Origin of the sequence: Fictibacillus phosphorivorans (assembly GCF_001629705.1) — a bacterium.
GTDB classification, from domain to species: domain Bacteria; phylum Bacillota; class Bacilli; order Bacillales; family Fictibacillaceae; genus Fictibacillus; species Fictibacillus phosphorivorans_A.
Window position 1 is genome coordinate 85,678 of the sequence record NZ_CP015378.1, and the last position, 20,897, is coordinate 106,574.

General features: G+C 42.4%; 22 protein-coding genes, 1 rRNA gene and 2 other annotated features. Of the genes, 22 read left to right on the forward strand and 1 reads right to left on the reverse strand.

Features of this window, described 5'->3' with window-relative positions; all coding sequences use genetic code 11:
- The first annotated feature begins 51 nt into the window (after positions 1–51).
- Positions 52–167 (forward strand): 5S ribosomal RNA (gene rrf, locus ABE65_RS00440).
- A gap of 158 nt (positions 168–325) precedes the next feature.
- On the opposite strand, the gene ABE65_RS21690 is transcribed toward rrf, so the two are convergent.
- Positions 326–472 carry a hypothetical protein gene (locus tag ABE65_RS21690; protein WP_156499092.1) on the reverse strand — a complete coding sequence of 49 codons (147 nt, stop codon included), beginning with the start codon at positions 470–472 and terminating at the stop codon, positions 326–328.
- 522 nt (positions 473–994) lie between these two features.
- Here ABE65_RS21690 and ABE65_RS00445 point away from each other — a divergent pair.
- From ABE65_RS00445 to rplA, 21 genes are all read left to right on the forward strand, one after another.
- A complete protein-coding gene (locus ABE65_RS00445; RefSeq protein WP_066390590.1) occupies positions 995–1,462 on the forward strand; it encodes a CtsR family transcriptional regulator in 468 nt (155 codons plus the stop codon).
- 36 nt (positions 1,463–1,498) lie between these two features.
- Entirely contained in the window at positions 1,499–2,032 is a 534-nt protein-coding gene (locus ABE65_RS00450; protein ID WP_066390592.1) for a protein-arginine kinase activator protein McsA, read from the forward strand.
- A gap of 3 nt (positions 2,033–2,035) precedes the next feature.
- Positions 2,036–3,100 (forward strand): protein-arginine kinase McsB, encoded by a 1,065-nt coding sequence (locus tag ABE65_RS00455; RefSeq protein ID WP_066390595.1) that lies wholly within the window; start codon positions 2,036–2,038, stop codon positions 3,098–3,100.
- 14 nt (positions 3,101–3,114) lie between these two features.
- A complete protein-coding gene (gene clpC / locus ABE65_RS00460) occupies positions 3,115–5,535 on the forward strand; it encodes an ATP-dependent protease ATP-binding subunit ClpC (protein ID WP_066390597.1) in 2,421 nt (806 codons plus the stop codon).
- Positions 5,536–6,040: 505 nt separating this feature from the next.
- On the forward strand, positions 6,041–7,417 hold the full coding sequence (gene radA, locus ABE65_RS00465; RefSeq protein WP_066390600.1) for a DNA repair protein RadA: 1,377 nt from the start codon (positions 6,041–6,043) through the stop codon (positions 7,415–7,417).
- A gap of 7 nt (positions 7,418–7,424) precedes the next feature.
- Positions 7,425–8,498, forward strand: a complete 1,074-nt coding sequence (disA, locus tag ABE65_RS00470) for a DNA integrity scanning diadenylate cyclase DisA (RefSeq protein WP_066390602.1) — start codon at positions 7,425–7,427, stop codon at positions 8,496–8,498.
- 95 nt (positions 8,499–8,593) lie between these two features.
- Positions 8,594–9,685, forward strand: a complete 1,092-nt coding sequence (locus ABE65_RS00475; RefSeq protein ID WP_066390605.1) for a PIN/TRAM domain-containing protein — start codon at positions 8,594–8,596, stop codon at positions 9,683–9,685.
- 18 nt (positions 9,686–9,703) lie between these two features.
- The gene (ispD, locus tag ABE65_RS00480) at positions 9,704–10,399 is read left to right on the forward strand and encodes a 2-C-methyl-D-erythritol 4-phosphate cytidylyltransferase (RefSeq protein WP_066390607.1); all 696 of its coding nucleotides are present in this window, start codon (positions 9,704–9,706) and stop codon (positions 10,397–10,399) included.
- Positions 10,396–10,872 (forward strand): 2-C-methyl-D-erythritol 2,4-cyclodiphosphate synthase, encoded by a 477-nt coding sequence (ispF, locus tag ABE65_RS00485; protein WP_066390609.1) that lies wholly within the window; start codon positions 10,396–10,398, stop codon positions 10,870–10,872. Before ispD ends, ispF begins: the two co-directional genes overlap by 4 nt.
- A 249-nt stretch (positions 10,873–11,121) precedes the next feature.
- Complete coding sequence (gene gltX, locus ABE65_RS00490) at positions 11,122–12,591, forward strand: glutamate--tRNA ligase (protein ID WP_066390611.1); 1,470 nt, start codon at positions 11,122–11,124, stop codon at positions 12,589–12,591.
- Positions 12,592–12,647: 56 nt separating this feature from the next.
- Positions 12,648–12,876, forward strand: a binding site (T-box leader).
- 290 nt (positions 12,877–13,166) lie between these two features.
- On the forward strand, positions 13,167–13,814 hold the full coding sequence (cysE, locus tag ABE65_RS00495; protein WP_066390613.1) for a serine O-acetyltransferase: 648 nt from the start codon (positions 13,167–13,169) through the stop codon (positions 13,812–13,814).
- Positions 13,815–15,218, forward strand: coding sequence for a cysteine--tRNA ligase (gene cysS, locus ABE65_RS00500; protein ID WP_066390615.1), 1,404 nt, complete (start codon positions 13,815–13,817; stop codon positions 15,216–15,218).
- Positions 15,219–15,626, forward strand: a complete 408-nt coding sequence (locus tag ABE65_RS00505; RefSeq protein ID WP_066390618.1) for a Mini-ribonuclease 3 — start codon at positions 15,219–15,221, stop codon at positions 15,624–15,626.
- A gap of 2 nt (positions 15,627–15,628) precedes the next feature.
- Positions 15,629–16,402 carry a 23S rRNA (guanosine(2251)-2'-O)-methyltransferase RlmB gene (gene rlmB / locus ABE65_RS00510; protein ID WP_066390621.1) on the forward strand — a complete coding sequence of 258 codons (774 nt, stop codon included), beginning with the start codon at positions 15,629–15,631 and terminating at the stop codon, positions 16,400–16,402.
- A complete protein-coding gene (locus ABE65_RS00515) occupies positions 16,399–16,917 on the forward strand; it encodes an NYN domain-containing protein (RefSeq protein WP_066390623.1) in 519 nt (172 codons plus the stop codon). Before rlmB ends, ABE65_RS00515 begins: the two co-directional genes overlap by 4 nt.
- Before the next feature lie 79 nt (positions 16,918–16,996).
- A complete protein-coding gene (gene sigH / locus ABE65_RS00520) occupies positions 16,997–17,647 on the forward strand; it encodes an RNA polymerase sporulation sigma factor SigH (protein WP_066390628.1) in 651 nt (216 codons plus the stop codon).
- 575 nt (positions 17,648–18,222) lie between these two features.
- Entirely contained in the window at positions 18,223–18,372 is a 150-nt protein-coding gene (gene rpmG / locus ABE65_RS21365; RefSeq protein ID WP_077365486.1) for a 50S ribosomal protein L33, read from the forward strand.
- A 58-nt stretch (positions 18,373–18,430) separates the two neighbouring features.
- Positions 18,431–18,637, forward strand: coding sequence for a preprotein translocase subunit SecE (gene secE, locus ABE65_RS00525; RefSeq protein WP_082861218.1), 207 nt, complete (start codon positions 18,431–18,433; stop codon positions 18,635–18,637).
- A gap of 75 nt (positions 18,638–18,712) precedes the next feature.
- Entirely contained in the window at positions 18,713–19,246 is a 534-nt protein-coding gene (gene nusG / locus ABE65_RS00530; RefSeq protein ID WP_066390634.1) for a transcription termination/antitermination protein NusG, read from the forward strand.
- A 158-nt stretch (positions 19,247–19,404) separates the two neighbouring features.
- A complete protein-coding gene (gene rplK, locus ABE65_RS00535) occupies positions 19,405–19,830 on the forward strand; it encodes a 50S ribosomal protein L11 (RefSeq protein WP_066285502.1) in 426 nt (141 codons plus the stop codon).
- A 161-nt stretch (positions 19,831–19,991) separates the two neighbouring features.
- Positions 19,992–20,693: a 50S ribosomal protein L1 gene (gene rplA, locus ABE65_RS00540; RefSeq protein WP_066390636.1), complete on the forward strand. Its 702-nt coding sequence runs from the start codon at positions 19,992–19,994 to the stop codon at positions 20,691–20,693.
- A 45-nt stretch (positions 20,694–20,738) separates the two neighbouring features.
- Positions 20,739–20,890, forward strand: a sequence feature (ribosomal protein L10 leader region).
- Positions 20,891–20,897 lie beyond the last annotated feature (7 nt).

The following is a 20,897-nucleotide window of genomic DNA, read 5'->3' on the forward strand; positions in this document are numbered from 1 at the left end:
TTTGGAAACGTCGTATCTAGTTTTGAGAGAACATCTCTCAATATATTTTGGTTCAGTGATGATGGCAAAGAGGTCACACCCGTTCCCATACCGAACACGGAAGTTAAGCTCTTTAGCGCCGATGGTAGTTGGGGGTTTCCCCCTGTTAGAGTAGGACGTCGCTAGGCAATGAGGAAGATGGATGAAAATCCATCTTCTTTTTTTGTGTTTTAAAAATGAAATAAGGAGGTTTGGCTGATGCCAAACTTCTGATTTATGGATGATTGGAGGTGAGGAAGTTTCGGGGGGATAGAGCATGGAACGGGTAGGGATGGGTTGTCGAGAATTAGCGAATGGCCTTTATTTTTGTTTTTAGACTTAATTGAGGCTGGTTCCGACTTAATTCATTCTTCTTACGACTTAATTTTGTGGATTCAGACTTAATTAGACTGCGGAGATACCCCACTCCGTATGTTTCGGAGATCAGTTTCATCCACGAAACCCTCCTACAACCCTCAAAATAGGAAGAAGATGGCCAGAGCCATCTTCCAAAACGCGATATTCTTCAGCCAAAGCTCCGAAAATCTATTCAAAAGTAACGCTAGCAGCCGCTTCACCCCTCATCAAAGCAAAAAACGCACCTAAACACCCCCGATTTCCGCTCACAAGCTCCAAATGAGATCTGCTCATCCACCCAAAGCAACATATTTTCACGGTAATTGAGATTTTATTCACGGTAATTCTCCATATATTCACGGATAAGCTTCATAATTTCACGGATAAAAATTTTTATCGAATTTTCGACACCGGCCATCACTACCGACTTATCGAACTCATCTAATCTTTATCCACCCCTCCACCCTCCTCCAAAAGCATCATCTTTTCGACAGAATCATACAGGTTAAGAAGATAACCATGAGGCAATAATGGTGGATAGAGATTTGCATTTTCGGAAAAAGGCAGGCTATAATATAACTATAGTCAAAGTTAGTCAAAGTCAGAAGGGGGAGGGGAAATGAGGAATATTTCAGATGTAATTGAAAATTACTTAAAGCAAATTCTCTCGAGCTCTAATGATCCGTCCATTGAAATTAAGCGGACGGATATTGCGGAAAGATTTCAATGCGTTCCTTCTCAAATAAACTACGTGATAAACACGAGATTTACGATTGAAAAAGGCTTCGTAGTGGAAAGTAAAAGAGGTGGAGGAGGATATATTCGGATCATGAAGGTCCGTACCGAAAGCTCCGCCCACTTAATTGATCACTTAGCCACCTTGATTGGTGAGAGGATATCGCAAGGCAACGCAGAAAATGTAATAAAGAGACTTATGGAAGAGACGATTGTTTCAGAACGAGAAGCAAGACTTATGCTGAGCGTGATGGATAGATCTATTTTAAAGCTTAATCTTCCAGAACGAGACGAATTACGAGCAGAATTATTAAAAGCTATGATAAAAACGTTAAAATATCGAACCACATAGCCCTTTTTTTCATTCTATATAAAGGGAGGGAGCAGAATGAATTGTGAAGAGTGCCATGAACGTGAAGCGTCTTTACATTTTACAAAGATCATAAATGGGGAGAAAACAGAATTTCACATTTGTGAACATTGTGCTAAAGAAAAAGGAGAATTCTTGCCGGGGTCGAATTCTTTTTCCATTCACCAATTGCTTTCTGGGCTTTTACACGGCGATGGACATGTCCCGAACACGCCATCATCCAACTTCATTCCGCCCTCATTAAGCTGTGAAAAGTGCGGGATGAGTTATTATCAGTTTGCGAAGATCGGTCGCTTTGGATGTGATAATTGCTACAAAGCGTTTGAATCGAAACTTAATCCTATTTTTAAAAGAGTTCATGGTGGTAACACTTTGCATGCGGGAAAGATTCCACTCCGTGCAGGAAGCAGTATTCAAGAAAAAAAGCAGCTTCAGCAATTAAAGCAAGCTTTGCAGCAGTATATATTAAATGAGGAATTTGAAAAAGCTGCTGAAACAAGGGATGTCATCAGGGAGATCGAGCACCGCTTGCAACAGGGGAGGGATACGTAACCGATGTCTTTAGAACGATTTATCAGTGACGCGATCAGTCCCTGGATGAAACGGGAGGGGCCAGAATCGGATATAGTTCTATCGAGCCGTGTCCGACTTGCAAGGAATATTCATCAATATGTTTTTCCCATCGCAGCAGATAAAGAGTCAGCTCATGAAGTCATTTCAGCGATCTCGACTTGTATGAGCGAAGAAAATGAAGAAGCAGAAAAGCTTGAAATGCTGATGATGGAGACGTTAAAACCTGTTCAAAAACGGGTACTTGTAGAGAAACATTTGATCAGTCCCAATCTAGCAGAGCAAGCGAAATACGGTGCTGTTCTCATGAATGCAGATGAATCAGTCAGCATCATGGTGAACGAAGAAGATCATATACGCATCCAATGTTTAGCACCGGGGTTTCAATTAGAAGAAGTGCTTCATCGGGCGAATGAGATCGATGATTTTATCGAAAAAAACGTTGATTATGCGTTTGATGAAAGACGAGGATATTTAACAAGCTGTCCGACAAATGTAGGAACTGGACTTCGAGCCTCTGTCATGATGCATCTTCCAGCGCTCGTACTCTCAAAAAAGATGAGCCGCATCATCCCAGCGATCAATCAGCTAGGGTTAGCGGTAAGAGGAATCTACGGCGAAGGTACTGAGGCGCAAGGAAACATTTTTCAAATTTCAAATCAGATGACACTAGGTAAGTCGGAAGAGGATATAATGGAAGACCTCGCAGGTGTTGTCATGCAGGTCATCCAACAAGAACGAGCAGCTCGTCAACAGCTGCAGGATGGATTGAAATTACAGCTTGAAGACAAGTTATTCCGTTCATTGGGAACGTTAGAGAATTGCCGGATCATCCAATCAAAAGAAGCTGCCAAGTGTTTATCAGATGTGCGGCTAGGCATTGATTTAGAGATCTTACCTGGGATTTCAAAAACGATCCTCAATGAGCTTATGATACTTACACAACCAGGTTTTCTTCAACAATATGCAGGTGAAGTTCTAACTCCAGAAGAACGTGACATAAGAAGAGCCACATTAATCAGAGAAAGAATAAAATTGGAAAACCGATAAGGAGCGTGACGAGTATGATGTTTGGTCGTTTTACTGAGAGAGCACAAAAAGTTTTAGCTTTGGCACAAGAAGAAGCGATTCGTCTAGGTCATAATAATGTGGGAACTGAACATATCCTGCTTGGCTTGATCCGTGAAGGAGAAGGAATTGCAGCAAAAGCACTTCAAGTTCTTGGTCTAGGGCCAGAAAAGATTCAAAAAGAAGTGGAAACATTGATCGGCCGCGGTCAGGAAGCTGTTCAAACGATCCACTACACGCCTCGTGCTAAAAAAGTGATTGAACTTTCCATGGATGAAGCTCGTAAACTCGGACATTCATACGTGGGAACGGAACACATTCTATTAGGATTGATCCGTGAAGGAGAAGGCGTTGCAGCCCGTGTTCTCAACAACCTAGGTGTCAGCCTTAACAAAGCGCGTCAACAAGTGCTGCAGTTACTAGGAAGCAATGAATCTTCTTCTAGTCATAGAGGTTCATCTGCGAGTGCCAACACACCGACGTTAGACAGCTTAGCGCGTGATCTAACAGCGATTGCTCGTGAAGGTACACTAGACCCAGTAATCGGGCGTGCGAAAGAAATTCAGCGTGTGATCGAGGTTCTGAGCCGCCGTACAAAGAACAACCCTGTATTGATTGGTGAGCCAGGTGTAGGTAAAACGGCTATCGCTGAAGGTTTAGCGCAGCAGATCATCAATAACGAAGTGCCAGAAACCCTTCGTGATAAGCGTGTTATGACGCTTGATATGGGTACAGTTGTAGCGGGAACGAAGTACAGAGGTGAATTTGAAGACCGTCTGAAAAAAGTAATGGATGAGATCCGCCAAGCTGGGAACATCATTCTATTCATCGACGAACTTCATACACTGATCGGTGCAGGTGGAGCAGAAGGTGCGATCGATGCATCCAACATTTTAAAGCCAGCTCTTGCTCGTGGTGAACTTCAATGTATCGGTGCTACAACACTTGATGAGTATAGAAAATATATTGAAAAAGATGCAGCGCTTGAGCGTCGTTTCCAGCCGATCACAGTCAACGAGCCAACGAAGGATGAAAGTATTCAAATTCTTCAAGGACTTCGCGATCGTTATGAAGCTCATCACCGTGTAACGATCACCGATGAAGCGATCGAAGCCTCTGTTCAGTTATCTGATCGCTACATCTCAGATCGTTTCTTACCAGATAAAGCGATCGATCTTATTGATGAAGCGGCGTCAAAAGTTCGTCTTCGTTCATATACAGCACCACCGAACTTAAAAGAGCTTGAACAAAAGCTAGAGGAAGTTCGTAAAGAGAAGGATGCAGCTGTTCAAAGTCAAGAATTTGAAAAAGCTGCTTCACTTCGAGATTCTGAGCAACGCCTTCGTGAAGAGTTAGAGAAAACGAAGGACGTATGGAAAGAAAAGCAAGGAAAAGAAAATACAGAAGTAACGCCAGAAGATATTGCGCAAGTAGTGTCATCTTGGACGGGAGTTCCGGTTTCTAAGCTTGCTGAAGAAGAAACAGAACGTCTTCTGAAGATGGAAGAGATTCTGCATGATCGTGTTATCGGTCAGTCCGAAGCTGTTACGGCAATCTCTAAAGCAATCCGCAGAGCACGTGCTGGACTTAAAGATCCGAAGCGTCCGATCGGCTCATTCATCTTCTTAGGACCAACAGGTGTTGGTAAAACGGAACTTGCAAGAGCTGTCGCTGAAACTCTATTTGGTGATGAAGATGCGATTATCCGTATTGACATGTCTGAGTACATGGAGAAGCATACAACATCCCGTCTCGTTGGATCACCTCCAGGCTATGTTGGGCACGAAGAAGGCGGTCAGCTGACTGAAAAAGTTAGAAGAAAGCCTTACTCGGTAATCTTGCTTGATGAGATCGAAAAAGCGCATCCTGAAGTGTTCAACATCTTACTTCAAGTGTTAGAAGATGGTCGTCTAACAGATTCTAAAGGACGTACAGTTGATTTCCGAAACACGGTTGTAATCATGACTTCAAACGTAGGGGCAAGCACGCTTAAGCGTAACCGTTCACTCGGATTTGCTGTTCACAACGAAGGTCAGAAGTACAACGATATGAAATCAAAAGTAATGGATGAACTAAAACGTGCGTTCCGTCCAGAGTTCTTGAACCGTATCGATGAGATCATCGTGTTCCACTCACTTGAAAAAGAACACTTGCTCAGAATTGTCAGCTTGATGGCTGAATCACTGAAAAAACGTCTAAGTGATCAAGGTATCGAGATCGAGTTGACTCAAGCAGCTCTCGAAAAGATCACAGAAGAAGGATACGATCCAGATTACGGAGCTCGTCCACTGCGTCGTGCTCTACAGCGTAAGATTGAAGATCGATTATCTGAAGAGCTTCTAAGAGGGAATATCAACAAAGGGCAGACCGTTAAGATTGATGTTGAAGAGAACGATTTTGTCGTTCAAACGGTCTAACTTTTACCACATATGAGAATATCCTACAAAAGACCCGGAAGACAGTCATGTCCTCCGGGTTTTTGTCGAAATAATCTTAGCTGTTCGCCTTTTTTTGCAGAGCTCAAATGGAAGTAGTTGTGAGGTTTTATGTTATGATATTAGTGAACAAATCTTGATATTTTCAGTATTTAACTTATTAAAATAGGAAACCTATTTTTCTTATACAATGATGTTTTGAAGGTGGCTGAATTCCGTTACAGGATGCTCGCTTTCCAGGGGGCGTGCGGTGAGCCTCTTAGCGCTCTGCGCTGTTAAGAGTCTCACCTGTCCCGCTGATCCCCTAGGAGTCTCGCACCTTTCACTCCAATCAACTATCAATGAAGTCTTTGAAGGATATTCATACAGTTTTATTCAAGCATGAAGTTTAACGGGGCAAATCACGTTTTAATCAAAGTGAAATTGAATACTTGTTCGAAAATAGATAATTAGTAAAGCGTTAAGTTCGGAAGAGGAGTTTTTATAGATGGCTAAAGTAAAATCAATCTTTCTTTGCCAAGATTGCGGTTACGAATCACCGAAATGGATGGGGAAATGTCCCGGGTGCCATGCGTGGAACACGATGGTGGAGGAAACGATTCGTCCTGAAAAAAATATAAGAGGATTAACCTCTGGTGGAGATAAGAACGTAAAGCAGAAACCTCAGTCGATCGCAGATGTGAAAAGCGAGCAAGAACCACGCATACCGACAAACTACCAGGAGTTCAACCGTGTGCTAGGTGGAGGAATCGTTCCAGGCTCAATGGTTTTAGTTGGTGGAGACCCCGGAATCGGTAAGTCCACCCTATTGCTGCAAACATCCGCACAGCTTGCCCAAAAAGGAGAGCGTGTTCTATACATATCTGGTGAGGAATCTGTAAAACAGACGAAGCTTCGTGCTGATCGTTTAGATATCGACGCGAAGGACTTGTTTGTACTGGCAGAAACAGACTTGGAACTGATCGAACAGGCGATGTCTGATGTGATGCCTTCTGTGATGATCATCGATTCGATTCAAACGGTCTATCGAGCTGAAGTTACTTCTGCTCCAGGTAGTGTATCGCAAGTACGAGAGTGTACAGCACATTTGATGCGAATGGCAAAAACAAAAGGTATCGCTGTATTTATCGTAGGACATGTTACAAAGGAAGGAAATATCGCCGGTCCGCGTCTATTAGAGCATATGGTAGATGCCGTATTGTATTTTGAAGGAGAACGTCATCATACTTTCCGAATCTTACGTGCCGTTAAGAATCGTTTTGGGTCTACCAATGAAATTGGTGTTTTTGAAATGAAAGAAGTAGGACTGGAAGAAGTATTGAATCCTTCTGAAATCTTTTTAGAAGAACGTTCAAAAGGGGCAGCGGGTTCGACCGTAGTTGCTTCTCTAGAAGGAACACGACCGATGCTAGTAGAGCTTCAGGCTTTAATATCACCGACAAGCTTTGGTAATCCTAGAAGGATGGCTACAGGGATCGATCACAACCGTGTCTCGCTCCTCATGGCCGTTTTAGAGAAAAGAGTCGGGTTGCTTCTTCAGAACCAAGATGCTTATCTGAATGTTGCCGGTGGTGTGCGCTTGGATGAACCAGCGATCGATCTTGCTGTTGCGATCAGCATTGCTTCAAGCTTTCGCGATTCACCAACCAAGCCAACAGATGTTATGATTGGAGAAATAGGATTAACGGGAGAGGTTAGAAGAGTTTCCCGTATTGAGCAGCGTGTTCATGAAGCTGCGAAGTTAGGTTTTACGCGAGCTATTATACCTGATAAAAATATCGGTGGCTGGACGGTTCCAAAAGGAATTCAAGTCGTCGGAGTATCGACCGTTTATGAGGCATTACAAGCAGCGTTAGGAGGGTAATGTATATATGGATCATGCGATAAAAGAAGCAATCATAAGCCAAATGCTACAGCTAGTTGCTCCCGGAACACCACTACGAGAAGGGATCGACAACGTACTGCGAGCGAACACAGGTGGACTGATCGTTGTTGGATATAACGATAAAGTAAAAGAAATCGTTGATGGAGGTTTCTCTATTAACTGCAAATACTCACCAGCATCTCTATATGAACTTGCCAAGATGGATGGGGCGATCATTTTAAACGAAGATGCTGTTAAGATTCTGTATGCGAACACACAACTGATTCCAGATACGGTTATTCCGTCAACAGAAACGGGAATCCGTCACAGAACGGCAGAACGTGTTGCACGTCAAACCGGCAATCTTGTGATCTCTATCTCTCAACGTCGTAACGTTATCACTCTATATCAAGGGATGATTCGTTATTCGTTAAAAGAGATCGGTGTGATCTTGACGAAAGCCAATCAAGCGATTCAAACGCTTGAGAAATATAAAGTGGTTTTTGACCAAAGTGTTACGAACCTTGGCGCTCTAGAATTTGAAGAATTAGTGACTTTCCAAGAAGTTACACAAGTTATTCACAGAATTGAGATGGTTTTACGCATAAAAAATGAGATTATTAAATATGTTAATGAACTTGGTGTTGAAGGAAGGCTGATTCGAATCCAGATGGAGGAGCTTGTTTCTAACATCGAGGAAGAAGCACTACTTTTGATCAAGGACTATATGAAAGATCGTGAAAGTGATCCTTATGCGATTCTTCGCCAATTGAACAAACTATCATCTGAAGAATTGTTTGATGAATCCGTAATTATGAAACTTTTAGGCTTCTCAGCCGGTATGAATATGCAGGATGAGACGATTCATCCACGCGGATACCGCATTCTTGGTAAGATTCCAAGGCTTCCAGCGGTTATTATTGAGAACTTAACAGATGCATTTGAAAACCTTCCGCAAATTTTGCGCGCGTCTATTGATGAATTGGACGAGGTAGAGGGTATCGGTGAGATTCGCGCCAAAAAGGTAAAAGAAGGTCTAAAACGTATTCAGGAACAGCTTTTCGTCGATCGTCATATCTAGAGAAAACTTCCTATGAAAAAAAAGGAATTTTCTATCTTTTACACGTTTTTAATACGGTCATTTTGTAAATAATGATTAGGGGAGGTGAATCAGGCATGCTAAAAAGAATTGTTCAGCTATTTTTTATTGTAATAGGTGGCATGCTCGGCTATCTATATATACCAGATCTCATTCGTGTACTTAACTTCGGTGATCTTCCGAATCAAGTAACATCCCCGTATGTCGGGGCAGTGATTGGTGCACTTATACTTTTTTTATCTACATTTTGGCTGTCAGATTACGTAGTAGGTTTAATCCGCTGGGCTGAGGAAACGGTTGTAAAAGCTCCAGCAACTGACCTTTTATCCGGGACGATGGGGCTGATCATCGGATTGATCGTCGCATTTTTGATCCAGTCACCGTTAAGCTCTATGGATATTGTTGTGGTCAGCTCCATACTGCCGATCGCTATTACATTCCTGCTTGGTTATCTGGGCTTTCAGGTAGGATTTAAAAAGAGAGATGAGTTGATTCAGCTGTTCTCTTTGAAGAGCCAAGGAAAAGAACGTAAAAAAGAAGCAGAGATCGAAAAGCCGAGTGGTAAGTACAAGATTTTGGATACGAGCGTCATTATCGATGGCCGAGTGGCTGACATCTGTCAGACTGGCTTTTTAGAAGGTCCGCTCATTATTCCTCGTTTTGTATTAGAAGAACTGCAGTATATTGCAGATTCTTCAGATGTTCTAAAGCGTAACAGAGGACGCCGAGGTCTTGATATTCTAAATCGTATTCAAAAAGAGCTTTCTATGAAAGTTGAAATCTATGAAGGTGACTTTGAAGAGGTTACAGAAGTGGATAGCAAGCTAGTAAAACTCGCTCAGCTGTTATCCGGTGTTGTCGTAACGAACGATTTTAACTTGAACAAAGTATGTGAGCTGCAAAACGTTGCAGTACTAAATATTAATGACCTTGCCAATGCGGTCAAACCGGTTGTTCTTCCGGGTGAAGAACTTGTTGTACAAGTAATCAAAGACGGAAAAGAACAGAGTCAAGGTGTAGGTTATCTGGACGATGGAACGATGATCGTCGTAGAAGACGGCCGTGATTATGTAGGTAAGACGATCGATGTTGTTGTCACTTCTGTACTCCAAACATCAGCGGGCAGAATGATATTTGCTAAAAAGAAACTATTAGAAAAAGCATTGTAACGAACGGTGGGGAAGCACGTGAATTATTGGACAGTCATTCCTGCTGCTGGACAAGGTAAGCGAATGAATGCTGGTATCTCGAAGCAGTGGATCGAGCTCTTAGGAAAACCAGTCCTCGCTCACACGCTTGATGTGTTTGAAAATGATTCAAATTGCGAAGGTGTCATCTTGGTCGGCAGTGAAAAGGAATTGCAGCAGATGCAAGATTTTGTAGAGTCGTTCCAATATCAAAAAGTGCGCAAAATCGTTCCAGGCGGAAAAGAGCGTCAGCAAAGTGTTTATGAGGGTTTGAAGGTCGTGCCTACTGATACAGACCTCGTCCTCATTCATGATGCAGCGCGTCCTTTCATCACACACGATTCTATTTTACAACTAGTTAACACGGCACGAGATACAGGCTCTGCCGTGTTAGCTGTTCCTGTAAAGGACACGGTTAAGCGGGTAATTGAGAATCAAGTGGAAGAAACGATCGATCGTTCCAGCTTGTGGGCTGTTCAAACCCCGCAAGCTTTTCGTCTTTCTATTGTAATGGACGCACACAGGAAGGCAGACGAAGAAAGCTATATAGGAACGGATGATGCGAGCCTGGTGGAACGAATTGGACAAACAGTCGCTATTGTAATGGGAGACTATCATAATATAAAATTAACTACGTCTGATGACTTGTTATTTGGACAAGCCATTTTGTTAGAGAGACAGGGGGAAGAAGCATGATGCGCATCGGACAGGGTTTTGATGTACACGCCTTTAGTGAGGGCCGTCCGTTAATTATTGGCGGCGTAACGATTCCTTATGAAAAGGGACTTTTAGGGCATTCTGATGCTGACGTTCTTTTGCATGCTATTACAGATGCAGTGCTAGGCGCAGCGGGAGAAGGAGATATCGGGAAACACTTTCCAGATACAGATCCTGCCTATAAGGACGCAGATTCAAAGCGATTGTTGCTCGATTCTTGGAAATTAGTTGAGAAAAAAGGTTATGCTTTAGGTAATATAGATTGTACGATCATTGCTCAAAAGCCAAAGATGCTTCCGTATATTGAAGAGATGCGCGGAGTGATCGCCGGTATTTTTGGGGTAGAAGTAGAAAGAATCAACGTGAAAGCAACGACTACTGAAAAGCTAGGTTTCCCTGGACGCGAAGAGGGAATCGCGGCTCAAGCGGTTGTTTTGATAGAGAAGGCATAGTTAGTGGTCCTTTGTACGGAATGCTTTGGAGATCGTTGAAGTAGTTGATTTCCGTTCCAGGTGCTCGCTTTCCGGGGGGCGTGCGGTGAGCCTCTAAGCGCTCTGCGCTATTAAGAGTCTCACCTGTCCCGCTGATCCCCCAGGAGTCTCGCACCTTGCACTCCAATCAACTTTTCAATGAAGAGGATTAGCCTAACAATCCGACATCTTTCTTTTTAAAAGAACAAAAAATTATAGAGGTGAAACATGATGGCAAACGAAGTTCGAGTGCGTTATGCACCAAGTCCAACGGGACACTTACATATAGGGAATGCACGTGCAGCTCTATTCAACTATTTATACGCTCGCCACTCTGGCGGAAAGTTTATTATCCGTATTGAAGATACAGATCAAAAGCGTAACATTCAAGGCGGAGAAGAGAGTCAGCTGGATCACTTAAAATGGCTCGGTATGGATTGGGATGAAAGTGTTGATATCGGAGGAGAATACGGTCCGTATCGTCAGATGGAGCGTTTAGATCTATACGAGAAATATACAGATGAACTACTTTCAAAAGGTCTTGCATACACTTGTTATTGTACAGAAGAAGAGCTTGAGGCTTCTCGTGAAGAGCAGATGGCAAAAGGGGATACTCCCGTTTATGATGGACGCTGCCTAAACTTATCAGTTGAAGAAAAAGCGGCATTAGAAGAAGAAGGTCGCCGACCGAGCATTCGTTTTAAGGTTCCACAAGACCGTACGATCACGTTTGATGACATGGTAAAAGGTGAAGTTTCGTTTGAATCAAGCGGCTTTGGTGATTTTGTTATCGTAAAGAAAGATGGAATCCCAACATACAACTATGCGGTTGTTATTGATGATCATGAAATGGCGATCACTCACGTACTTCGTGGGGATGATCATATCTCAAACACTCCAAAGCAGTTATTGATCTATGATGCACTTGGTTTTTCGCATCCGAAGTTTGGTCATACAACATTAATCGTGAATGAAAACCGTAAAAAGTTAAGTAAACGTGACGAGTCGATCGTTCAGTTTATTGAGCAGTACAAAGATCTAGGATATTTGCCAGAAGCGCTGTTTAATTTTATTGCGTTATTAGGTTGGTCTCCTGGTGGAGAAGAAGAGATCTTCAGCAAAGAACAGTTCATTGAAATTTTTGATCCGAACCGTTTATCCAAAGCACCTGCCGTGTTTGATACGCAAAAGTTAGAATGGCTGAACAACCAATATATGAAACAACAAGACGTAGCTCGTATTGTTGAGTTGTGTATGCCTCACCTCGTAAAAGCGGGCAGAGTTTCAGAAAACCCTAGCCCTGAAGAACAAGAGTGGATCACGAAACTTGTCGCTCTTCATCAAGAAAAAATGAGCTATGGTGCTGAAATCGTAGACTTAACTGAACTTTTCTTTAAAGAAGAGATCGAGTATGAAGGAGAAGCACTTGAAGTATTGCAAGGTGAAGGTGTTCCTTCTGTTATGGAATCATTCTTAATTCAGATCGAAAACAGTGATTCTTTTGAAGCGGATGACATCAAAGCGATGATGAAAGCTGTTCAAAAGGAAACGGGTCAAAAAGGGAAGAACCTGTTCATGCCAATCCGTGTGGCGACGACAGGTCAACAACATGGTCCAGATCTGCCTGCTGCTGTTTCTCTTTTAGGTAAAGAAGTGATTACAAAGCGCGTAAATGCTGTACTAACTCAAATTAAAAAGTAATAAAAGTACACATTTTGCAAAGATTATAATATAGTAAAAGAAACTTATAATAAACGTGTAAAACGCAGATGAGGAAAGTAGGCTAGCGCCTTTTCATAGTAGAGAGAACCATCACCGGCTGAAAGTGGTTCATGAAAATGCTTGCTGAAGTGCCCCTCGGAGTCCCTTGCCGAAAGTGTTAGTAGGTTTGGGCGGCAACTCCCCGTTATGGAGCTCAAGGGAACAGGTGAGTTTTTATAAACCTGTTAAACAGAGTGGAACCGCGTCTATCCGTACGTCTCTGTGTCATATTTGGCACAGGGGCGTTTTTTATTTTCTAATGTCTGGTTTATTTCTAAACTTTTGTTGCTTATGAATCACTTTTTTTTCAACTTTGCCTAGTTGATTGTAGTGTAAGGTGCGAGACTCCTGGGGGATCAGCGGGACAGGTGAGACTCTTAATAGCGCAGAGCGCTAAGAGGCTCACCGCACGCCCCCCGGAAAGCGAAGCACCTGGAACGGAGATCAACCTCTTCCAAGGCAACATGGTATTCATGGTAAAAGCACGATATTTTTATGCAAGGAGGTTGGAGAACATGTTTTCAGCCATGAAAGAAGACATTCAGGTTGTTTTTGAGAAAGACCCAGCGGCTAGAAGTTCATTCGAAGTATTCTTAACATACTCTGGACTACATGCGGTTTGGGCCCATAGATTAGCACATAAGTTATTCAAACGAAACTGGCTGTTTTTAGCCCGCTTGATCTCGCAGATCAGCCGCTTTTTCACCGGCATTGAAATACACCCGGGAGCACAGATCGGCAGACGCTTTTTTATCGATCACGGTATGGGTGTGGTGATCGGAGAAACGTGTATCATCGGCAATGACGTGACGCTCTACCAAGGTGTTACGCTCGGAGGTACAGGAAAAGAAAAAGGAAAAAGGCATCCCACGCTTGAAGATCACGTTCTTGTTGCTACAGGAGCCAAGGTTCTAGGGAACATTACGATCGGAAAAAATTCAAAAGTGGGGGCAGGATCGGTTGTGCTTCAACATGTTCCGCCGGATGCAACTGTAGTTGGAATTCCAGGAAGAGTCGTTATTAAGGATGGCATCAAAGTTGGATGCGAACTTGATCATCGTGACCTGCCTGATCCGGTAGCTGATAAATTCAGAGAGATGCATAACGAGATGAAACGAATGCGTGAAGAACTGGAAACATTGAAAAAAGGGAGTGAAGTATAGATGGGTATTAAAATCTATAATACGATGACACGTCAAAAAGAGACTTTCGTTCCGTTAGAAGAAGGAAAAGTAAAGATGTATGTGTGCGGACCGACTGTATATAACTATATCCATATCGGTAACGCAAGACCGGCTATTGTTTTCGACACAGTGAGAAAGTACTTGGAATATAGAGATTATGATGTACAGTTCATCTCCAATTTTACGGATGTTGATGATAAGCTCATCAAAGCGGCTAACGAGATGGGAAGTGATGTTCCGACGATCGCTGAGAAGTTCATCAATGCCTATCACGAGGATACTTGTGCATTAGGCGTACAAAAAGCGGACGCACACCCGCGTGTAACAGAAACGATGCCAGAGATTATTGATTTTATCGAGAACCTTATCAAAAAAGGTTTTGCTTATGAAGCAGCGGGAGATGTTTATTTTAAAACGCGTTCGTTTAATGGCTATGGTAAACTATCTCATCAATCGATCGATGATCTTAGATCTGGTGCGAGAATTGAAGTAGGGGAGAAAAAAGAAGATCCTCTTGATTTTGCACTATGGAAAGCAGCGAAGGATGGAGAGATCTATTGGGAAAGTCCTTGGGGTAAAGGTCGCCCAGGCTGGCATATCGAATGCTCGGCGATGGCGAAAAAATACTTAGGTGATTCGATCGACATTCATGGCGGCGGTCAAGATCTAGCATTTCCGCATCATGAGAATGAGATCGCACAATCGGAAGCATTAAATGAAGCTCCGATGGCTAAGTATTGGATGCATAATGGGTATATTAATATTGATAACGAAAAAATGTCCAAATCACTGGGGAACTTCGTACTGGTTCATGACCTTGTACAACAGCAGGATCCGCAAGTTATCCGATTCTTTATGCTAGCGGTACACTACCGAAACCCGATCAACTTCAGTCAAGAGTTGTTAGAAGCGGCTGAGGCAGGATTGAATAGAATCCGTACGTCTTATGAAAACTTGAAACACCGCTTGAGTGTATCGGCAGACCTATCTAATGATACAGAAAAATGGACTCAGCTTGTTAAAGAAACAAGAGAGAAATTTATCACGGATATGGACGATGATTTTAATACGGCGAATGCGATTTCTCATCTTTTTGATTTTTCGAGAGAAGCGAACGTATACCTGCAAGAAAAGAACACTTCTAAAGCCGTTATTACAGAGTTCATTGCTCTGTTCGATGAGCTTGCTGGAGTGCTTGGGCTTACTCTTCATAAAGAAGAGGAATTGTTAGATGAAGAAATCGACGCTCTCATTCAAGAACGTAATCAAGCGCGTAAAGAAAAGAACTTTGCTCGCGCTGACGAAATTCGTGATCAGTTAAAAGAACAGAACATCATTTTGGAAGATACTGCACAAGGTGTTCGGTGGAAAAGAGATAAGTAAATGAAGATAACGGACTCAGATATTAAACAACTGAACGGAACCACGCTTGCTTATATGGGAGATGCAGTTATGGAGCAATTCGTGCGTGAACACCTAATCCGTAACGGACAGGTGAAGCCGAATAAGCTCCATGTATCTGCAACAAAGTTTGTTTCAGCAAAAGCGCAAGCGAGCATGGTCGTTCAGCTGCTTGAAGAAAACTATTTTACAGAAGAAGAGGTCGCTGTGATTAAGCGTGGCCGCAATGCGAACCAAGGAACCGTTCCGAAAAATACGGACGTTCAAACGTATCGGCATGCTACAAGCTTTGAAGCGATCATCGGGTATCTCTATCTGTTAAACAACCATGAACGATTAACGAACATGATGGAATATGTGTTATCAGAAAATAAAAAGGGGGAGGTCTAAAGATGAGTGAAGCAAAAGAACAAAAAGAACAAGAACTGATCATTGGCCGAAATCCGGTTATGGAAGTACTGCGCTCCGGCCGTGATATTAATAAAATTTTCGTAGGTGAAGGATCTCAAAAAGGACCTGTGAGCACGATCGTCTCTATGGCTAAAAAGCAAAACGTCCTTGTGCAATATGTACCAAAACAGAAGCTTGACTCATTAAGCGGAGGAGGCAATCACCAAGGTGTGATCGCGGGTGTAGCAGCCTACTCTTATGCAGATATCGATGATCTGTTTAAAATTGCTGAAGAGCGTGGAGAAGAGCCGTTCTTTATTCTATTGGACGAGCTTGAAGATCCGCATAATCTAGGTTCGATCATGCGTACGGCTGATGCAGTCGGTGCACATGGCATCATCATTCCGAAAAGACGTTCAGTAGGATTAACAGCTACAGTAGCAAAAGCTTCAACGGGTGCGATCGAGTACATTCCGGTCGTTCGTGTAACGAACCTTGTCCAAACGATGAAAGAGTTAAGAGACCGCGGTATGTGGTTTGCCGGCGCTGACATGAAAGGGAAAGATGACTATAGACAAGCAAAGTGGGACATGCCTTTAGGTCTTGTGATCGGAAGCGAAGGAAAAGGGATGGGAAGACTTGTTTCAGAAACGTGTGATTTCCTTGTTCAGCTTCCGATGAAAGGGAAGGTTACCTCACTTAATGCATCGGTTGCTGCTAGTCTCTTGATGTATGAAGTGTACCGTAACCGCAATCCGTTAGAAGCGCGAAAATGAAAACACGCCACTATTTGATTGTTGATGGCTACAACATCATTGGCGCCTGGCCCGAACTACGGAGCTTAAAAACATCAGATTTTGCCAAAGCAAGAGATCTGCTGATTGAATATATGGCAGAATACCAGGGAACGACTGGGTATCAAGTGATCGTCGTATTTGATGCCCACCTCACACCTGGCACAGAGAAAAAAACGAAAAACCACCGCGTTGAAGTCATTTTCACAAGAGAGAACGAAACGGCAGATGAGCGGATTGAGCGTTTAGTCGGAGAGTTAAAATCAATCGATACGCGAATTTACGTAGCAACTTCAGATTCAACCGAACAGTGGCAGATTTTTGGTAAGGGCGCATTGCGAAAATCTGCGAGAGAATTAAAGAATGAGATGGACGAAATCGAAAAGCATATTCATGTGTCCGTGGGCGAGCGGAAAAGGAAGCGAACCTCCTCCTCTATACTTCTTTCAGACGAAATTGCCGAAATATTTGAAAGATGGAGAAGAGGGCAAAAATAAGGAATCTTGACGCTTTTGTGAACTATGAGCTATAATATTGCTATATTTTGCCGGTAAAAACCTGGTGGGGGGATTTGTCGTGAACATAGATCTCAAGGAACGGTCAGTAAGCGATTACGAGCTCATGGAAGATGAAAGCCTTGTGGAACTGGTTCATGAGGGGGACAGCGCAGCACTTGAATATTTGATCAACAAATATAAAAATTTTGTTCGTGCGAAAGCAAGGTCATACTTTTTGATCGGTGCAGACCGGGAAGATATTATTCAAGAAGGCATGATCGGCCTGTATAAAGCCATTCGCGATTTTAAAGAGGACAAGCTGTCATCCTTTAAAGCTTTTGCCGAACTATGTATAACAAGGCAAATGATTACCGCTATCAAAACGGCAACTAGACAAAAGCACATTCCGTTAAATTCTTACGTGTCGTTGGACAAGCCCATCTATGATGAGGAGTCTGATCGTACACTAATGGATGTAATATGCGGTACAAAAGTCACTGATCCAGAAGAACTGATTATCAATCAAGAAGAATTTGATGATATTGAAGTGAAGATGGGAGAAATATTAAGTGACCTGGAACGTAAAGTTCTGATGCTGTATCTTGACGGAAGATCGTACCAGGAAATCTCAGTGGATCTCGACAGACACGTGAAGTCGATCGACAACGCGCTTCAGCGAGTGAAACGTAAATTAGAGCGTTATTTAGAGCTAAGAGAAATATCATCTTAAGAGTGGGGATAATTCCTGCTCTTTTTCTTTTGGTGTTAAGTGGTTGTATGAGCTAGTATACGTGTGGATGGGGTATTGGACGGGGTGATGACAGTCGAATTTTGTCAACTCGCCGATATATGCGGAAAACTCGCGGGATTAAGGCTGAAACTCGCTGAATTAATGAATTAATTTCTAGGATTAAGGCTGATATTTCAAGGATTAGCATTAAGAATACCGGACAGGGTATATGTTTATGGCTACCTGTAAGTGAAAAACGCATGAATTTTCGTTCTTACAAGAACAAAATAGCAAGCTAAATCATTTTTAGCTAACTTTTCACCCGATTTTATCGAAGAGAGATGGCTTTTAGCCTCAATTTTGTTTGATTACGCTACCGCCTAGCTGTCTGAAGTATAAGATTGAGTTGCTTCACTAGGAAAGCATCTAAAATCATCCACATACATATCCAACAATCGACTTCGTAAAAGACCATTTTCCCTTTATTGACAAGCGTATACCCCTATGTTAAGGTTTTAAAAGTAACATTGTAACGTGGATGAGTGGCTTTGTCGCACGAAAGGTGTTTATTTAGCATGAGAAAAAAAGTTTTTTTAGCCTGTAAACAATGCTCAAAACGAAATTATACAACGATGAAGAACCAGCAAAACAATCCTGAACGAGTCGAGGTTAAAAAGTTTTGCAGCTACTGCAATGCTCATACCATTCACCAGGAAACGAAGTAAGCGAAACAAGCTTTTTTTATAAATGTTAATTGATCAAAAGGCATGGGGGTTTATGAAGATGGCGGATGTTGCAGAAAAGACAAAAAAATCACCAGCAAAGTTTCTTTCCGATGTAAATAAGGAGATGAAGCGTGTAAGCTGGCCTTCGCGAAAAGAATTATTTCGCTATACGGGGATTGTACTGTCAACTGTAGTGATTATGGCTTTGTTCTTCTGGGTTGTGGATCTAGGGATTTCACAATTAGTTGAGCTTATTTTAGGGTAGATTAGATATAGCTTCTTTTGGATAGAATGCTAGAGTATATCCATTTTAGGAGGGAAAGGACACGGGTCCCATCGTATGGAAAAAAATTGGTACGTAGTTCATACCTATTCAGGTTATGAAAACAAAGTAAAAGCAAACTTGGAAAAGCGTTTGGAATCTATGGGGATGACAGATAAGATTTTCCGTGTACTTGTACCTGTAGAAGAAGAGACCGAAACAAAGAACGGTAAGACAAAAACAAGCATGAAGAAAGTTTTCCCTGGTTATGTATTAACGGAGATGATCATGACAGATGATTCTTGGTACGTTGTACGTAATACACCTGGGGTAACAGGATTTGTCGGTTCTGCTGGAGCGGGCTCAAAGCCAACGGCACTTTTGCCTGAGGAAGTAGATCATATTCTTAAAGGTATGGGTATGGAAGCTCCGCGCGTTGAAGTTGATTTCGAAATCAAGGAATCTGTAAAAGTAAAAGAAGGTCCTTTTGCTGACTTTGTTGGTACGATCGAAGAGATCGACGCAACAAAACAGAAGCTGAAAGTTCACGTCAACATGTTTGGCCGTGAAACACCAGTTGAACTTGAGTTTACCCAAGTTAGCAAGTTATAATGGAAAAAGACTTGTAATCACTTCAAAAAGGTGATAGAATTTTTTATGTTTGATATTACTAATCAACTGCTTCCTCTCTTTTAGGAGGGGAAGCGTATTTTTGAGTGGGAGGGTTTCGGCCCATAATACCACATCACGGACTTAAGGAGGTGTGTCGCGTGGCTAAAAAGGTTATTAAGATGGTAAAATTGCAAATCCCTGCTGGTAAAGCAAACCCGGCACCGCCAGTTGGACCTGCACTAGGACAAGCTGGGGTAAACATCATGGGATTCTGTAAAGAATTCAACGCTCGTACTGCTGATCAAGCTGGTTTAATCATTCCGGTAGAAATCACGGTTTTCGAAGACCGTTCATTTACATTCATCACTAAAACTCCTCCGGCTGCTGTTCTTTTAAAGAAAGCTGCAGGAATCGAGTCAGGTTCTGGTGAGCCTAACAAGAAAAAAGTTGCGACTGTAAAGCGTGATAAAGTTCGCGAAATCGCAGAATCAAAAATGCCTGACCTAAACGCTGCTAGTGTTGAAGCTGCAATGCGTATGGTTGAAGGTACAGCACGCAGCATGGGAATTGTTATCGAAGACTAATCCCTGTGTTTGATGTCTATTAGGTTGCGAGTAAATGGATTGATATCCTACCCGTCAAACGGTTCGCAACCTTTATTCATGCAATGCGTGTAATTGCACTATATTTTTTAGTGCAATAAGTGGGAGGAATATCCGCTAAACCACATAAGGAGGACAATACAATGGCAAACAAAGGTAAGAAGTACCAAGAAGCGGCTAAATTAGTAGACCGCACAAAAGCATATGACGCTGCAGAAGCGATCGAGCTAGTTAAAAAAGCTGCTCCTGCAAAATTTGACGAGTCTGTAGAAGTTGCAGTTCGTTTAGGTGTAGACACGAAGAAAGCTGACCAACAAGTTCGTGGAGCAGTAGTGCTTCCAAACGGAACTGGTAAGACTCAACGTGTATTAGTATTCGCAAAAGGTGAAAAAGCAAAAGAAGCTGAAGCTGCTGGAGCAGATCACGTTGGCGATTCTGACTACATCAACAAAATCCAACAAGGTTGGTTCGAGTTCGACGTAATCGTTGCTACTCCGGACATGATGGCTGAAGTTGGTAAACTTGGACGTGTTCTAGGGCCTAAAGGATTAATGCCTAACCCTAAAACAGGAACAGTTACATTTGAAGTTGAAAAAGCGATTAACGAAATCAAAGCTGGTAAAGTAGAATACCGTGTCGACAAGACTGGTAACGTACACGTTCCAATCGGTAAAGTATCTTTCGAAGCTGAAAAGCTTGCAGAAAACCTTAACACAATCATCGAAACATTGTTGAAAGTTAAGCCTGCAGCTGCAAAGGGAACTTACATGAAGAACGTAGCTGTTTCTTCTACTATGGGACCTGGGATCAAAGTTAATCCATCTTCATTTGCTGTAAAACGATAGTTGACAAACGGGTTTCGACCCGTTATATTATATACTGTTAAACACAAACGCATCAGATGAATGCCGTAGACAGCAGGAGCCAACTGGCTTAAATCTTCCTGCCGAGGTGAAGCATCGATAAGCTCATTAGTTAATTACTTATGACTTTAGATACTCACGCCTCCATGTCTCGACATGGAGGCTTTGTTTTTGGACAAAACCTGC

Excerpts from the sequence above, each read along its gene's own strand:
- cysS (WP_066390615.1), top strand. The coding sequence starts at position 13,815 with ATGGGTATTAAAATCTATAATACGATGACACGTCAAAAAGAGACTTTC.
- clpC (WP_066390597.1), top strand. The coding sequence starts at position 3,115 with ATGATGTTTGGTCGTTTTACTGAGAGAGCACAAAAAGTTTTAGCTTTG.
- ABE65_RS00450 (WP_066390592.1), top strand. The coding sequence starts at position 1,499 with ATGAATTGTGAAGAGTGCCATGAACGTGAAGCGTCTTTACATTTTACA.
- ABE65_RS00505 (WP_066390618.1), top strand. The coding sequence starts at position 15,219 with ATGAAGATAACGGACTCAGATATTAAACAACTGAACGGAACCACGCTT.
- cysE (WP_066390613.1), top strand. The coding sequence starts at position 13,167 with ATGTTTTCAGCCATGAAAGAAGACATTCAGGTTGTTTTTGAGAAAGAC.
- rlmB (WP_066390621.1), top strand. The coding sequence starts at position 15,629 with ATGAGTGAAGCAAAAGAACAAAAAGAACAAGAACTGATCATTGGCCGA.
- ABE65_RS00515 (WP_066390623.1), top strand. The coding sequence starts at position 16,399 with ATGAAAACACGCCACTATTTGATTGTTGATGGCTACAACATCATTGGC.
- ABE65_RS00445 (WP_066390590.1), top strand. The coding sequence starts at position 995 with ATGAGGAATATTTCAGATGTAATTGAAAATTACTTAAAGCAAATTCTC.
- nusG (WP_066390634.1), top strand. The coding sequence starts at position 18,713 with ATGGAAAAAAATTGGTACGTAGTTCATACCTATTCAGGTTATGAAAAC.
- radA (WP_066390600.1), top strand. The coding sequence starts at position 6,041 with ATGGCTAAAGTAAAATCAATCTTTCTTTGCCAAGATTGCGGTTACGAA.
- rpmG (WP_077365486.1), top strand. The coding sequence starts at position 18,223 with ATGAGAAAAAAAGTTTTTTTAGCCTGTAAACAATGCTCAAAACGAAAT.
- gltX (WP_066390611.1), top strand. The coding sequence starts at position 11,122 with ATGGCAAACGAAGTTCGAGTGCGTTATGCACCAAGTCCAACGGGACAC.
- ABE65_RS00475 (WP_066390605.1), top strand. The coding sequence starts at position 8,594 with ATGCTAAAAAGAATTGTTCAGCTATTTTTTATTGTAATAGGTGGCATG.
- secE (WP_082861218.1), top strand. The coding sequence starts at position 18,431 with ATGGCGGATGTTGCAGAAAAGACAAAAAAATCACCAGCAAAGTTTCTT.
- ABE65_RS00455 (WP_066390595.1), top strand. The coding sequence starts at position 2,036 with ATGTCTTTAGAACGATTTATCAGTGACGCGATCAGTCCCTGGATGAAA.
- rplA (WP_066390636.1), top strand. The coding sequence starts at position 19,992 with ATGGCAAACAAAGGTAAGAAGTACCAAGAAGCGGCTAAATTAGTAGAC.
- disA (WP_066390602.1), top strand. The coding sequence starts at position 7,425 with ATGGATCATGCGATAAAAGAAGCAATCATAAGCCAAATGCTACAGCTA.
- ABE65_RS21690 (WP_156499092.1), bottom strand. The coding sequence starts at position 472 with ATGAAACTGATCTCCGAAACATACGGAGTGGGGTATCTCCGCAGTCTA.
- ispF (WP_066390609.1), top strand. The coding sequence starts at position 10,396 with ATGATGCGCATCGGACAGGGTTTTGATGTACACGCCTTTAGTGAGGGC.